The sequence below is a fragment of the Verrucomicrobiota bacterium genome, from assembly GCA_037139415.1.
Taxonomy (GTDB): Bacteria; Verrucomicrobiota; Verrucomicrobiia; order Limisphaerales; family Fontisphaeraceae; genus JBAXGN01.
In genome coordinates, this window is the sequence record JBAXGN010000197.1 from 1 (window position 1) to 15,117 (window position 15,117).

Annotated in this window: 11 protein-coding genes and 1 tRNA gene; 4 read left to right on the forward strand and 8 right to left on the reverse strand. The window is 55.9% G+C overall.

Annotated elements, in window-relative coordinates:
* The 6 genes from WCO56_24765 to WCO56_24790 form a co-directional block, all read right to left on the reverse strand.
* Positions 1 to 2,589, reverse strand: a 2,589-nt coding sequence (locus WCO56_24765; protein ID MEI7732808.1) for a DEAD/DEAH box helicase family protein, incomplete at its 3' end; no start/stop codon positions are given.
* Positions 2,590 to 2,591: 2 nt separating this feature from the next.
* Entirely contained in the window at positions 2,592 to 3,161 is a 570-nt protein-coding gene (locus tag WCO56_24770; protein MEI7732809.1) for a hypothetical protein, read from the reverse strand.
* A gap of 613 nt (positions 3,162 to 3,774) precedes the next feature.
* Positions 3,775 to 4,188, reverse strand: coding sequence for a hypothetical protein (locus WCO56_24775; protein ID MEI7732810.1), 414 nt, complete (start codon positions 4,186 to 4,188; stop codon positions 3,775 to 3,777).
* The gene (locus WCO56_24780) at positions 4,160 to 4,708 is read right to left on the reverse strand and encodes a hypothetical protein (GenBank protein ID MEI7732811.1); all 549 of its coding nucleotides are present in this window, start codon (positions 4,706 to 4,708) and stop codon (positions 4,160 to 4,162) included. Before WCO56_24780 ends, WCO56_24775 begins: the two co-directional genes overlap by 29 nt.
* On the reverse strand, positions 4,681 to 5,442 hold the full coding sequence (locus WCO56_24785) for a TIGR04255 family protein (protein ID MEI7732812.1): 762 nt from the start codon (positions 5,440 to 5,442) through the stop codon (positions 4,681 to 4,683). The genes WCO56_24780 and WCO56_24785 overlap by 28 nt, the downstream gene beginning before the upstream one ends.
* A 196-nt stretch (positions 5,443 to 5,638) precedes the next feature.
* On the reverse strand, positions 5,639 to 7,141 hold the full coding sequence (locus WCO56_24790) for an integrase (protein MEI7732813.1): 1,503 nt from the start codon (positions 7,139 to 7,141) through the stop codon (positions 5,639 to 5,641).
* Positions 7,142 to 7,540: 399 nt separating this feature from the next.
* Between WCO56_24790 and WCO56_24795 the strand changes: the two genes are divergently transcribed.
* The 4 genes from WCO56_24795 (at position 7,541) to WCO56_24810 (ending at position 12,890) form a co-directional block, all read left to right on the forward strand.
* A complete protein-coding gene (locus WCO56_24795; GenBank protein ID MEI7732814.1) occupies positions 7,541 to 8,524 on the forward strand; it encodes a hypothetical protein in 984 nt (327 codons plus the stop codon).
* Between the two features lie 271 nt (positions 8,525 to 8,795).
* A tRNA-Asp gene (locus tag WCO56_24800) sits at positions 8,796 to 8,872 on the forward strand.
* A 188-nt stretch (positions 8,873 to 9,060) separates the two neighbouring features.
* Complete coding sequence (locus tag WCO56_24805; protein MEI7732815.1) at positions 9,061 to 10,011, forward strand: site-2 protease family protein; 951 nt, start codon at positions 9,061 to 9,063, stop codon at positions 10,009 to 10,011.
* A gap of 62 nt (positions 10,012 to 10,073) precedes the next feature.
* On the forward strand, positions 10,074 to 12,890 hold the full coding sequence (locus WCO56_24810; protein MEI7732816.1) for a sugar-binding domain-containing protein: 2,817 nt from the start codon (positions 10,074 to 10,076) through the stop codon (positions 12,888 to 12,890).
* A gap of 260 nt (positions 12,891 to 13,150) precedes the next feature.
* Here the strand turns inward: WCO56_24810 and WCO56_24815 are convergent, their stop codons facing one another.
* Both WCO56_24815 and WCO56_24820 read right to left on the reverse strand, forming a co-directional pair.
* The gene (locus WCO56_24815; GenBank protein MEI7732817.1) at positions 13,151 to 13,771 is read right to left on the reverse strand and encodes a fibronectin type III domain-containing protein; all 621 of its coding nucleotides are present in this window, start codon (positions 13,769 to 13,771) and stop codon (positions 13,151 to 13,153) included.
* A 471-nt stretch (positions 13,772 to 14,242) separates the two neighbouring features.
* A partial coding sequence (locus WCO56_24820; protein ID MEI7732818.1) for an SUMF1/EgtB/PvdO family nonheme iron enzyme occupies positions 14,243 to 15,117 on the reverse strand: 875 nt, incomplete at its 5' end.

The following is a 15,117-nucleotide window of genomic DNA, read 5'->3' on the forward strand; positions in this document are numbered from 1 at the left end:
AATTGACAGAGCACGGCGAAAAAGGCAACTTTTATTTGCGGATAAGCACTTAATGGGGCGCTGGCCTTCCAATGCGTGGTTGATACCAGCCGTGATTTTGTTGCAAGCCATGTCCGCCAGTTCCTGATACATGAGCAGGGCGGGATGAGTGTCGCCTTTGCAGACGAGACAAGTATCGAGCCACTGTTTGGTAATGCGCTTGAGCTGGCCGAAGAGGTGGAGCTTGGGCGCCTCGCCGGGGTCGCGCCATTTTGTGTAAAGCAGCCGGTGGGTGACGTGAAAAAGTATAGTCGAAGGACGCACTTTGTCGAGGTGCTCCAAATCCATGTCGGCACCTTCGCCGATGATGCCTGAATTGCGTGTCTTGGACGGGCCGACCAGGTCAGGGCTGATTACGAGGATGGAATCGTCGGTGAAACTGGCCGTGAGGCGTTCCGCCGGTAGTTCGACACGGTAGCCCTCGACACGGGGGAAGCGGATTTCTAGCGCATCGCGATCTGGTCGGATGGCTTTGACCTGAACCGTTTCACGCGGCGGCTGCGGCGGGGCAATGACTGGCTTGGCCGTGAAGTCGAAGGGAATGCCGAAGACATCCGCGTATTCGACATTGAAGAGGTTTTCTTCATTGAGATCGTACGATTGGCGGCGGAGCGCTCGCCCGATAACCTGCTCGCATAGGAGTTGGGTGCCAAAAGCGCGGACCCCAAGCACATGCGTGACGGTATTCGCATCCCAGCCTTCAGTAAGCATGGAGACGGAGACCACACAACGGATGGACCCACCGAGTTGGCCATGCTTGCCAACGGTATTCATGACCTCACGCAGTAATTCCTGATCGGTGATGTTATCCGCTGAGCGGGCGTCCCCGGAGCGCTCGATAATCTCACGGCGAAAGCGTTCGATCTCATCGCCCGCCATACCCCGAAAGTTGTCGTCAAGGGCGTCTCCCGCCTCGAGTTGCTCGCTGTCAATGAGCAGGGTGTTGGGGCGCGGCAGTGGGTTGTCGGTCGTCTCGTCGAAATTTCGGAACAGGGCGAGGCAACCGTTTACCAGGGTGGTGGTGCCGTCCTCGTTTTTCCGGTGGAACCCGGAAATAAAATCATAGACCAGCTTTGAAATGGCGGTGTTTTGGCAAACGATGATGAAACAGGGCGGCACCCGAATGCCTTTTTCTTCCCACAATTTGAAGGTTTTCTCGTAGTGGCCGTAGAGTGATTGGAGCGCGGTTTGCAGGCGGGTCGGTAGTTTAAGGGGATCAAGTTCTTCGCCTTGGCTGCGCCCTTTTTTGGGCATGTCCTTGCGGATATTCTCCCAGAGGTTGCGGTAAACCGGCATTTCATCGCCAGGAATGTTCTCCGCGACCGGGACGCGGGGCAGTTTCACAATGCCGCATTCAATCGCATCCATGAGTGAAAAGTCGCTCATGGTCCATGGAAAGAGCGTACCCTCTGCGTAGCCGGAACCTTGCAGGAAGAACGGGGTGGCCGAAAGATCAATGACGCGGGCAACGCCCAGTTTTCGGTTCACCGCTTCGAGGCCGGAAATCCAAAGGCGGGCAGCTTCATTGTTCTTCTCGGCCTCCTTGCGGTCATCACCCTTCAGTTCCTCATCGTCGGCCTCCTGCGGCTTTTCTCGGTAGCAGTGGTGCGCTTCGTCATTGAGCACAAGGATGTTTTTCATCCCCATGAGGTCGGGCATGACACGCTGAAGCATCTGCCCCTCACTTTCCGTGGTGTTCAACTCTTCCCCGGTGCGCCCTTGGAGCAGTGAGCGTCCACCAGCGGAGAGTTCGATGCGCTCGCGTAACTTGAACGCGTGGAAGTTGGTGATGACAATTTTGGCGCGGTTAACATCATCCAGCATGTCGCTCGGCACCAGCTCGCGGTCCTTGTAGTAGCTGTCCGGGTCGTTCGGCTGCAGGACGCGCAGCCGGTCCTTGATGGTCAGACCAGGCGCAACGACGAGAAATCCCCGGCTGAAATGTTTGCTGCCGGATCGCCGGACGGCATTGATCGTCTGCCAGGCAATCAGCATGGCCATGACGGTAGTCTTGCCAGCACCCGTGGCCAGCTTCAAGGCGAAGCGCATGATTTCGGGATTGGCATCCTTGTTGGCAGCGGCGAGGAGTTCAAGAATTCGCTTACCACTGGCAATATGCGGTGCGACCTCAGTGAGCCAGATGGCGGTTTCGGCGGCTTCCACCTGACAAAAGAAGGGGCGAATGCTGCTGAATTTGTGCTGTCGCCAGTGCTGTAGCAGTCGGGCTGTTTCTGGTGTTACCTGCCATTGGTTGGCGTTTGGCAAGGCCCGCCACGAATCCACGTTTTGGCGCACTTCATTGATGATGGCGGTGAGGTCGTATTGCTGCTCCTTGGTCGAGAGCCCTTTCCCCTCATCAAATACCATTTCATCCTGCTGCGCAGCTTTCTTCCGTTTCTTCGGCTTCGGGATGGGCGTGATGAACTCGGCACGGCGGCGAATATCCACAATGCGCTGCGTGGGTTGGCCTTGATCGTCCAGTTCCCAATGCCGCCGTGGGCACTCATACGGTGAGTTCAGAATTGGGTGGTCGAAGAAAGGATTGGCCATACTTAGCGCTGGTTGACGCGGCAAATGCGTCCGGTTTCATCGGTCTGTTTTGAAGGTGTGGCAGGCTTGTCAATCTGCAGTCGTTGCCCGTTTTGTGCCAGGAAGCTCATATTGCCAGCCTGGCTGAGGCCAAGATACACAAGCATTGGCAGCTTCACCTCCGGCGAGAGCTTTTGTTGGTCACTTGCGGTTGCAAGCCAGAGTACGTTATCCGCAGCCGCAAGGGTATCTGCGACTTTCTGCTGCAAGTCTGGAGCCGCCAAGTCCAAGTCGCGCAGGATGAAACCCACCTTCGATACCTCCGCTCTGGGCTGAGTGATTAGATTGGTTATGTCGTGCCAGTTTGCTATGGTCATCGCCTCCATTTGTAAGCTGATCGTGCCCAAGCCTAGTTCAGTTTCTGCCAGTCCACGCGCCAGTTGGAAGGACTCGGCGCCGGCAATAAAGCAAATGCCACGCACTGGCACCGGTTGGTTGAAAAACGATGAGGGAAAGAGCGTCCGGCGCAAGAACGTCACAAGGACTTGCTGGCTGTATCCTGCCGTCTGTCTTTCAAGCACCTTTATTTGCATGGCTTGCCTTCGATGTGAGCATATCAGAATGCGATGAATCATCACCAGAGAGGACCCGCTCCCTTGTCCTGGCGCGCCCATCAGTTTTTACCTTATCCTTCATTGCCAATGCCGCTAACACCTAACATTTAACCATCTACGAGTGAAAACCGAAAATGCTGTGGCACTCTACCAATTCCGACGGCGGTTGAAACCAAAAAATTGAATTAGTTGTGGCGTGCTATCCAATGCAGGAATCATCGAGTTGACAATTGGCAACTTGACCGAAAACGGGTCAGGCCAAGGCACCAAGACATTGCTTTGAGTAGTTGTGTCTGCGCTGTTCATCCTTGCTGTCCTTGCCGTCACTCACCGATCAACCATCAACTAAAGGCTCTCACCCATTCCAAGGGCGCAGTCACCTAGTCAGTTTGCTTTATCCCCTATGGCCGGGGAGGCCGTTCACTTCCGCCTGTAGTGTTGGATGGCGGAAGCTCTCCGCGCCTTTGTAGTTGGCGCGGTTCGCGTTCTGGCCGTCTTCCCAACGTCGTCTGTGGCGAGCCACGGAAGGCTAGTATGAGCAGAGCGCCAGGGGCTATCGGATTAGCATTTTAACCTTTTGCTTAACGAGGATTCATCGCCGAAGCAGGAGCACAGCTTCACTGGCAATAAGAGCGGCCTTTTCTTTCTGTTTTGCTTTCTGCAATTCTGGATCGGACTCATCCCACGGCCAGCCTCTAATTACAGCATGAAGCGGGGGAGGTTCGTCCGCTATGACATCAAGTTGAGCCAATCTTGCAGTGTTGGCCTTGAATATAGCTGCTCCATAGAGGTTGCGTTCGCCTGCCGCAGCATTCCCCATTGCCCATAGATTTTCTAAGGGTTCGTTACCATGGCGAGAGACTGAGGTTTCGTGGTCCCTTGGACTTGGCAAAAACGCTGATGGTTTGGCCATTGACGCCGTAAACTGATTGCTTTGGGTCAGGAACCTTGCAAGATCCTCTTCGTTCGCTACGATTTCAGGCAGCCCTGAGGGTAGATTGGCCATGACTTATGATAGCAGTGATGCCTTCCAGGACTCGTCGCGGTATAGTCTCCCCATCGAAAAGTGCCACACCGTGCCCTTTATCAGCCCCGTCCAACCATGCATAAGCAAGCCGAGAGCTGTTGCCAATACTTAGGGAAAATAGGCGGTTTCGTGATTGTATCCAGTCCAGTGAAATAGAACCATCTGGGTCTGGCGAAAAATCAGGAAGTGGCATTCCATCTGGCAACATACGAACAAACTGTTCGGCTATCATAATGCTCAGCGGATTGATTGCGTTAGCACCATTGCCGTCCCAATCCTGTGTTGAGCAATCTCTCGCAACACAGTTAAGGCGTGATATAGCATCTGATTTTTCGCCAAACAATGCTTGCGAATGCTCAAAGGATTCTACGACAGCCGTGGCCGCATCTTGTGCCATGCGCGCTTCATAGGAAGTAGCACTACTCCCTCGTGCATAGGCGTTCAAGAATGTGTACCCGGCAAGGGTGATTCCTATTGTTGCTGAAACAGGCTCAGGCATTTTTCAGTTAGTGTTTTTTTAAATATTCGATTCTTCAAGGCTCTTAATGACACAATCTTTTCCAGAAGACAAGCCCAATCGTCGGGAGCGGTGGCCATAGAACTCGCTGCACGATTATCGAAAATAATGGGGAGCTTGTCTTTTTCCCGTGGTTGAGTAGTCAGGACAACGTTGACGTGGTTTCCTGTATCCGTCTCTATCGCAGTATGGTGGTTGAGGAATCCTGTGAATGCTAGCTTTTCTTCATCAGGTAAACGCGGGGCAAGCTTAATGTAATCACTCCACTGTACCTGACCAGTCTCCATCGGCAGCAGGATACGATTTATATACCGCAGTTGGATACACCGGACTTGCACAGGTGAAGTCAGTCCAACGAATAACTTCCACGCTCGCTCGATTTCCGGCAAATATTCGTCTAAACTTGTGTACGGTGCCAAACGGTTAAACGAAAAACCCTGTGTTCGTACCTGCACGAGTTGTTTCTTGTCGTTGTGCAGGAATTGAAATGCTTGAATGTCATTGCGGATAGACATCTGAGGTGACGTATTCGGTTTCGCTGCAATTTTGGTCTCTTGGATAAATTTGCCACGAAATATGGGGTACTGGCCACAAAAACAGTCGCGCGCAGCCTTTTCCAGTGCCGCAAGTTTGAATGTTGGCGGCATGTCGCAAGCAAAATCTACCACCGCCTCTACTATCGGTGCGCTTGTCAGTTTCAATTCTGTTTCACTCATGTCACTATTAAGAATACACCTAATCGCCAGTTTATGAAAATCTTTAGGCGGCAGGGATTTGCTATAACGTCAATCTGTCGTTTTCCTTCGCTTGTACCTGCCATATCTTCCCGTCACAGTTCATGTTTCGGCACGCTAAACTCAGCTCATGGGGCCGTCAAGCCTGGTTTTATCCCGGACTTTATATCCTTCAGTTTTATACTTTCCCCAGCAGTTCCACCAGCCGCGCCTTATCCGCCTTTGATCCCTTCAAGCGCCCGACGATCTCCAGTGCTTCATCCTTGGGCGACTTCTGCCCATTGGTCAGCAGTTTAGGCATGGCGGCATGCAGTGCCTGCCGGAACGCTTCCCGGCCCGGCTGGAAATAGTGTTTCAGCACGATGTCAGTCGTCTTGTGCCCCGTCACCTTTTGCACCAGTTCCAGCGGCACCCCTGCCGTCAGCGCCAGTGTCACCCAGGTTACCCGGAAGCTATGGAAATCCCGCACCGAAGCGCGCCGCAGCCCCTTCTTGCGGTCCGCATGAATTTCCCCGCGCATAGCCGCCGCCGGCACCACGGTCGTTTCTAGGGCCTTTTCCGCGCCTTTATCGGCCTCCTTTTCCTTCCCATTCTTGGCTTCTGGCTCCTGGCTCCCAGCTTCCGACTTCTCATTTTCCGCCTCTTCATCCCGGAACCCTGCCGCCGCAAACACCTTGCGCACCCGCCACGTGATCCCGTCCGGATTATCCAGATACATCCGCGCCTGCTCCGGGAATACATACCCGTCCGCCGCCGTCCGCACTCCCTCTCCGCGCTGGGGCAGGGGGGTGCTGTCTTCCTTTTGCCTTCTGCCTTCTGCCTTCTGCCTTATGTTCGCCAGTTCATCATGCAACATGGGGAAAACCGGAATACTCACCGTCACGCCCGTCTTGGCAGTCTTCACCGTGATAAACCGGTGGGTCAGGTCCACATCCTTCCACTTGAGCAGGCAGCAATCCCCCCGGCGCATCGCCGTGCACATCCCCACCACTAGGATCGGCCGGATGAAGTCATCCTCCTTGGCCGCCTCCGAGATCGCCGCCAGTTCCTCCGGCGTGAAAGGAATGCGGAACACCGTTTCCGTCTCCCGCGTCGGCATATCCGAGAATGGATTGATGGCGCCGGCGGGCAGCAAATACTTGAACGTGGCCCGGAGCAGCTTCAACGTATCATTCCAGGTCTTGGCGGTCACCCCCCGTTGCGTTTCCGCGTCCATGAAGGCGCGGGCGAGCGTCCGCGTCACGTGGGCGATCTCATCCGCCTTGGCGTTCTGCTCCTTGATCTGGGTGGCGAACCGTTTCAGGGTGGATTGGCATTGCGAGGCATACCGGGCATTGGGCTCGTGTCGGCGGGGGATCTTCGCCCACTCCTCCGGCAGCGCGGCGAGCGTCACCGACTTGATTTGCTCCCCCGTCTTGATCTCATACAGCTTTTCCACCAGGTTGGCCGAGTTGCGTTGAGTGCGCGCCTCCTCCACCAGTTGTTCCAACTTGGTGAGGGCCGTGGCGCGGGAGCGTTCGTATGCGTGGTCGCCTTCATCCCGCAGGGAGAGGGAGGCGGGGGGAGTCCCGGCGATCTTCACCCCGAGATTGACGCTGTACCGTTTTCCATTGATGGCGAACGCGCCGAACCAGGTATCGCGCAGACTTCCATCCCGTTGTTTTCGAAATTCCAGTGGCATAATTTTTCTTGCTTTATTTTCGTTTTCGCTGTTGCAATCGCATTTCGTTTAACGATTAGAAACATACTGCAACACGGCGAACCGCGCAAGGAAAAAAACAAACAAAAGCACAAACACAGACACCAGAAACAGGATAAATAGCGCTATTCTACAGGCATATTAAAAAAGCTCTTCCGGCTCATAACCTGAAGGTCCTGGGTTCAAATCCCAGCCCCGCAACCAATTTACGGCCCTGAGACGCAAGTTTCAGGGCCTTTTTTGTGCTAATAACAACCATTCCCATTTCGCGATTATTGAGCCTTTTTGCGGCCAATGATTTTTTGACCAACCCACCGACTTGGTAGTAACATGAATATCCATGCGATTTTGACCGTCAGCAATACGAAAGCTATATCCGATATGAATAACTCTGTATCACGCCGGAAGTTTGTCACGCATTCGCTGCAAGGGACCCTGGCGGCGGCCATCGGCAGCACGATTACCCCGCTGTCCGCCGCCCCGGAAGCCCCGGCGAGCCCGTCCCCTGCCCCAGAACCGGAGGCCATGCCCAAGGGCCGGATCGGCAAACTCGAACTAAGCCGCCTGATGCTCGGCACCAATATCATCACCGGCCACATGCACAGCCGCGGCTTGTTCTATTTAAAAGAATTCTCGGCGCACTATCATACCGATGAGAAAATTCTGGAAACCTTTGCCCTCTCCGAGCAGCACGGCATCAACACCTTCATGACCCATCACGAGGCCAAGATCGTGCGCCTGTTCACCGAACACCGCCGGCGCGGGAGCAAAATGCGATGGATTGTGGCCCCCACCCCGGAAGAGACCAAGAACCTGGCGGAATTTGAAAAAACCTGCCGGGCCCTGAAAAGTTACGGGGCCGATGCCCTCTACGTCCATGGCGCCGCCGCCGATCCGCTGGTGCAGGGCGGAAAGGTGGACCAACTCCGCGAGTGCGTGGAGATTATTAAAAACGTGGATTTACCCGCAGGAATAGCCGCGCACGACCTGGAAGTCATCAAAGCCAGCGAGGCCGCCAAAATCCCCTGCGATTATTACGTCAAGACCTTCCACAGCCTCAACTACTCGACGGCCCCCAAGCCGGAGCAGATCACCAAGCCATACGCCGAGATGCCGCTAGCCTATTGGTGCAGCGACCCCGTGGCCACCTCCGATTTCATGAAGACCGTCCACAAACCGTGGATTGCCTACAAGGTGATGGCGGCCGGCGCCATCCTGCCGCAATACGCGTTCCAGTACGCCTTTGCCAAGGGAGCCGACTTCATTCTGGCCGGGATTTTTGACTGGCAAGTCGCCACCGATGCGAAAATTGCCCGGGAATGCCACGCCAAATGCGTCAAACGGGATCGTCCCTGGTGCGGATAGGCGTAGTACGTCATTTTTTTGTCACACAAATTTTAATAAAGTCTTATTGACATCGCCAAGCAAAAGCGTACAGTGTTATTGGATTTTGGTTCGGGTGGCAGCACGTTTCTTCAGCGGAGTTCCCCACTCCCACCTCCTTGGCGTCTGCCGCCCGAATCATTTTAAGCGCGAAACCGCGGAAGTTGCGGAGTGAATTTCAGCCGGTCAAAAAAAGTGTAAAATCACCGTTGACTTGGCTGGCGGGTTCCACTAGGTTTTGCCCGCTCCAAGCGGGGGCGTAGCTCAATTGGTTAGAGCGCTGCCCTGTCACGGCAGAGGTTACGGGTTCGAGCCCCGCCGCTCCCGCCATTTTTTAGGGGCGTTTTGACGATTTTGACTGATTTCCTGACAGATGCATAACAAAATCGCCCCCCCATTACCGGGGTGAGACTATAAAATTTCCATCCATACCGGTTCGCCTAAGTAGTTTGCACTGAGTATTGTATCTGCGCTGTTCCCTGCTTGTCCTGTGTCACACTGCGTGATACAGTGTCCCCATGATGCCGACGCGACAAGGCTCCTTTCACCTATTCCGCTTTGCGGGTATTGATGTATTCATGCACTGGTCCTGGTTTCTGGTGGCCGCTTATGAAATCAGCACCCGCTCGGCATTATACACCTCGCCGTTATGGAACGCGCTCGAATATGTGGCGTTGTTTATGATCGTGCTGCTGCATGAATTCGGCCACTCACTGGCCTGCAAGCAGGTGGGCGGCGTGGCAAACCAGATCGTGCTGTGGCCGCTGGGCGGCATCGCCTACGTCTCTCCCCCGCTCCGGCCCGGTGCCACACTATGGAGCATTGCCGCCGGACCACTGGTGAACGTGGTGCTGCTGCCCTTCACCGTCTTGCTTTGGTGGTTGAGCAAACATCTGGGGTGGTGGCAAACCATGCCGAATGCGCACGCGTTCATCCTGGCGCTGTGCTACATGAATTTCGGCCTTTTGTTCTTCAACCTGCTGCCGATCTACCCGCTGGATGGCGGGCAAATCTTGCGGTCCCTGCTCTGGTTTCCCTTGGGGCGTGCCCGCAGCCTGTTGGTGGTCAGCGGCATCGGATTTGTTGGCGTCGCGGGACTGTTCGCGCTGGCATTTTACGCCGGCTCGATCTGGTATGTCATCATGGCGGTGTTCATCCTGATGAGTTGTATGGGCGGGTTGTTGCAAGCGCGCACGTTGGGGCGTGCCGCCGCCGCGCCCCGCCATACCGGCTTTGCGTGTCCCGACTGCCAGGCGGTACCGCCACAAGGAGACTTCTGGTTCTGCCCCAATTGCAAAAAAAACTTCGACACCTTCCTTACCCAAGCGGCTTGCCCGAATTGCGGGGCACAATTTGCAGTAACCTCGTGCCTGGATTGCGGCAAAGCCCACCCCATTGAAGAGTGGTCGCTGCCACCGCAGGTGACGCCGTCACCAATCGTGCCACCGCCTCTGCCACCCCGACAATGACACCATGACTCAAGGGAGCGCCAGTGATTGACAGAAATTGGCGTCGTGGTAAGGTGTAGCTCATGAAGCAACATGTGAGTCGTTCGATCAGGATCAGCGTGGTTGTCATCGCTTTGCTGGCGGCATTCACCCCCGTGCGAGGCGGGCAGGCGTGGTCGCTGGCGGGTGAATGGCAGTTTGCCTTGGACTTGCCGGGAGCGGGGGTGGCCAATCATTGGTTCAAGAAAACATTACCAGATACCATCCGGCTGCCGAGCACCACGGATGAACGCCGCAAAGGCACGCCCAATACCAACACCAATTTCGTCAAACATTTGAGCCGCGCTTTCCCGTACCACGGCGCGGCTTGGTACCAGCGCGAGATCATCATCCCGGACGCATGGAAGGGCGGACACACCTCGCTGTTCCTGGAACGCACGAAGCACAGCACCGTCTGGCTGGATGACACGCTGCTCGGGGAACAGGATAGCTTGGCGACGCCCCATGAGTACACGTTGAACGCCGCGCCCGGCGAGCATCGCCTCACGATTTGCATCAACAATAAGCTGCACCCGCCCGTCAATGGCGGGCATCAATTATCGGAAGACACTCAGACGGATTGGAATGGCATCGTGGGACGGATTGAGTTGCGGCACACGGATGCCGTGTGGCTGAAGAACGTGCGGGTGAATTATCTTCGACAGGAACGCGCAATCGAAGTCAGTGGAGAAATCGAGAAACTTCCCGGTACGGTCCTCAAGGGGCGTTCCAGTTTGCGCGTTACCGCCCAGCCATGGCGCGGCACGGGAAAATATTCCGGGACCCAAGTTTGTGACCTCAACGGTGCCTCCCCCACCCAATTCACCCAGCGCCTGAAACTGGATGCCAACGCTGCGCTGTGGGATGAGTTCGCTCCTGAATTATACGATTTAAGCGTCAAGCTGGAGGCGGGCGCTTTCCTGGATGAGGTCCGTCTATCCTTTGGCTTGCGGGATTTTGCCCGGCAAGGCACGCAGTTCACCATCAATGGCCGCCCCACCTTCTTGCGTGGCAAACACGACGCCTGTGTGTACCCGCAAACCGGTTATGCGCCGATGGAAACCGAGAGTTGGGTGAGCATCTTCAAGATTGCCAAGGAATACGGCATCAATCATTACCGCTTTCATTCCTGGTGTCCGCCTGAAGCCGCCTTTGCCGCCGCCGATGAGGTGGGCATCTACCTTCAACCCGAACTGCCAAACTTCGGCGGTGACCTGAGCAAGAAACCAGAGGCCGCCGAGTTCACGAAGACCGAGGGCTTGCGCATCCTGAAGGCGTATGGCAATCACCCATCCTTTGTCATGTTCGCGCTCGGCAACGAAATGGGCGGCGGGCGGGACGTTCGCGCGGGCATTATCCGGGATTTCCGCCAGGCCGACAACCGGCGGCTGTACGCGCAGGCTTCCAATTACGAGTTGTCCGATCCCCAATTCGCCGAGGGCGACGATTACTGGACCACCATGCGCACCCGCAAGGGCGCGGAGGGCGCGGTGCGCGGCTCGTTTGCGCATTGCGACGCACCGTTGGGTTTTGTGCAGGCGGGCCCGCCGGGGACCACGTATGATTTCTCAGCGGCGATTGCCGGCGTGCCCGTGCCGGTGATCGGGCATGAAGTCGGCCAGTATGAAGTCTTCCCCAACTTCCACGAAATCACCAAATACCCGCGCCTCCACGGCGTGCTCCGCGCTTGGAACCTGGACGTATTCCGCGAACGCCTGCGCGCCAAAAAAATGCTGGATCAGGCGGATGACTTTTTCCGCGCTTCCGGCGCGCTCTCGGTGTTGTGTTACCGGGCGGACATCGAGGCCGCCCTGCGCACGCGCGGCTTTGGCGGCTTCCAATTGCTGGACCTCCAGGATTTCCCCGGGCAAGGCACCGCGCTGGTGGGCATTCTGGATTCGTTCATGGATAGCAAGGGGTTCATCGAGCCCAAAGCGTGGCGGGAATTCTGCGGTCCCACAGTGCCGCTGGCCATCATGGAACGCTTCACATGGTCCGGCGGCGAAACCTTCACTGCCGGCTTGAAAGTGGCGCATTACGGCCCCAAAACGTTGACGAAAGCGAACGTGCAATGGCGGTTGCTGGAAGAAAACGGGCAAGTCATGGGCATGGGCGAAACCCCGTTGGCCGAACTTGCACCGGGCACGTTCGCGGACCTGGGCTCGGTCCGCGCCGGGTTGCCCACCTTCGCATTGCCGCACAAGCTGACGTTGGAACTGCGCCTCGCCGGCACTGATTTCCGCAACAGCTATCCCCTCTGGGTCTATCCGCCGAACAATACCGCCAAGCCGCTGGACAGCGTCACCGTTTGCCGGAGCCTGGACGAGCAAACGCTGAACGCCCTGACCAAAGGCCAGCGGGTCCTGCTGTTGCCGGAATTAAAATCCATCACCGCCAACAGCATCGAAGGTTTCTTCGCCAGCGACTTCTGGTGTTACCCGATGTTCCGCGGCATTTCCGAACGTGCCAAGAAACCGGTGGCCCCAGGCACCCTCGGCATCCTGTGCAACCCAAAGCATCCCGCGTTCACGCTGTTCCCCACCGCATTCCATACCGATTGGCAATGGTTCCATCTCCTGATGAACTCACGGCCTTTGATCCTGGACGACACGCCCGCCAACTTCCGCCCCCTCGTGCAGGTCATTGACAACTTCGAGCGCAACCACAAGCTCGGGGTACTCTTCGAGGCCCGTGTGGGTGCGGGCAAACTGCTCGTCTGCACCAGCGACCTGCCCGGCATGTCCGACCGTCCCGAGGCGCGGCAACTGCTTTCCAGCCTGGTATTCTACGCCGGCTCGGAACAATTCAATCCCGCGCCCGAGCTATCCCTGGCCACCTTGAAGAAACTCCTGAACTTCTAACCGCAAGGGAATAGGGTCTGAAGTGTTGGTGCGGAGCAGTTGCACAGGTGTTGGCTGCTCTACTCTCTCCCCTCGGAGGCTTTCGCGTCAACCTAAGCGGCGTTCAAACTGACGCGGTGCCGGTGACCAGTGCGGCGCGAACCACCGCGCCCGGGGAGACCACGGATGGAGCGCGGACCTCCGGTCCAATGCCACTAGGATTTGGTCTGAGCCAGCGCCAGCATTTGGCGGGCGGGCGCAAGTATCGTGATGCCTTTCGCCTAACTCACCACCGCACCCGCCGGGTCGCTCCAAAGGCCGTAGCCGGCCGAGCCCTTGGCGCGGACGCGCACCCAGATGCGCTTCCCGCTGGGCAAACCTTCCAGCGTCTCCTTGCACTTCGACGCGGCGCTACGCAGCGTCCACGTCCCGATATTCGGGTCATCCGTCGTGCTGATCTCGTACAGCGTGGCGAACTTCGCCTTCTTCCATTTCACCGCCAATTTGCCCTGGTCCGAAACCGTCACAGCACAGAGATTCATCACCTGCTCCGGGGTACCGGCGGGCTGACGATCCTTGACCAACTCCAGCCCCACGGCCATCAAATCAGTCGGATCGTCCGTCAAGGACTCACAATCCACGATGACATCCTTGGCCAGCACGATCACTTCCTCTGCATCGGTGGTATTGATGGCAATCAACTCCTTGAGCGTCAACTCCGCCGCATCCCGCGCATCCAGCTTGGCGACGCTGCTAGTGAGCTTGTTGCCGATAATGGTTAGCTTGGCGGCCAGGCTGGCAAACTTGGGAATGCCGGCGATACCCTGCTTGATTTTATTGATTTCCGTCATCAAAGTGCGATGACTCAACTTGGCATATTTACTGGTATTGACGAGCTTCATAACTCTTGCGATTTCTGAAACGCCATCGGAGTAAAATATCCCCGGCTGATCCCAGCGGACCCCCGAATCGTAATAAAATCCTGGTATTGGCATTTCTTTTGTTTATGTCTGAGGCTTTCCTTAGCCAGACTGCGCCCTGATTGTCAAAATTTATTTTTAACTTTTTATAACCCATTGCGTGCCTTATAGATGAACCACGAATTCCGGTCCAAGTGTCACCTTGGAAGGCATGAATTTCTCCTTTCCGAAGCCCTTTTCCTGCTTGGAATACCCCTTTTCCACCGTGGAATACCCCTTTTCCAAGGTGGAATGGGCGTTTTCCAACGTGGAATACCCATTTTCCAAGGTGGAAAAGGCCTTTGGAAAGGAAGAATACCCGTCCGGAAATGGGAAATTAGGGTCTGGAAACCTGAAAATTGACTCCGAAAGGGTGGTTTTCGCCTACGGTGGGCTGACGCTCCGGTTTCTCCGCTACGGGTTTAGGGGACGCACGGCCCGGAAACCAAGGCCGTCGCTGACGTAGCTTGCGAATCCGTGACCGCGGTACGCTGCCCGACTTTGCACCGCGCCGCTGCGCCAACCGCCGCCGCGAAATATGCGGAACGTGCCCGATTCTGGACCACGCGGATCAGTTTGAGTCGCACTCCCATAGGTTTCATAATAATCCCAGCACCACTGATAGACGTTTCCCGCCATATCATAAAGACCATAGCCATTAAGGGCAAACGAGCCTACCGGACTGGTATAAGCATAGCCATTGGTAGCGTAAGTTCGATGATACCCAACGTTGGTACTCTCGTCATAACTCTTGCTCTTGTCACTGTAATAATTCGCCTGGTTTTGGCTGATGGTATCCCCCCGTGGAAACCGCTTGCCGCTCAGACCTCCCCTCGCCGCATATTCCCATTCCGCTTCGGTCGGCAACCGATAGCCCACGCTCCAATTGACGCTCGGGGATACTGAGCCAGTCTTATAGACGGCGGTCAGCCCAGCATTCGTGTAATAGGCCGGCACCCTCCCCTCTTTTTGGCTCCGCGCATTGCACCACTTCATACAGTCAACCCAATTCATGCCTTGCGCCGGATGATTAGCCGCCTTGCCATACCCGGTATTGCCAAAGCTGTATCCATTGTTGGTCGCCCAAATGTACACTGCATCCCATTGCGTCTTCGTCACCAAATAGGTATCCATGTAAAACGCGCTCACAGTTACCGTGTGCAGAGGTAATGCTATAATGTCATCATCCAGGTTGTCTCCCATGGTAAAGGTACCGCCAGGGATATAAACCATGTTAGTGCTTATCCGCAAATAAAAGTTGCCTTTTTCGCCGTGCTCTGTCAATTTCT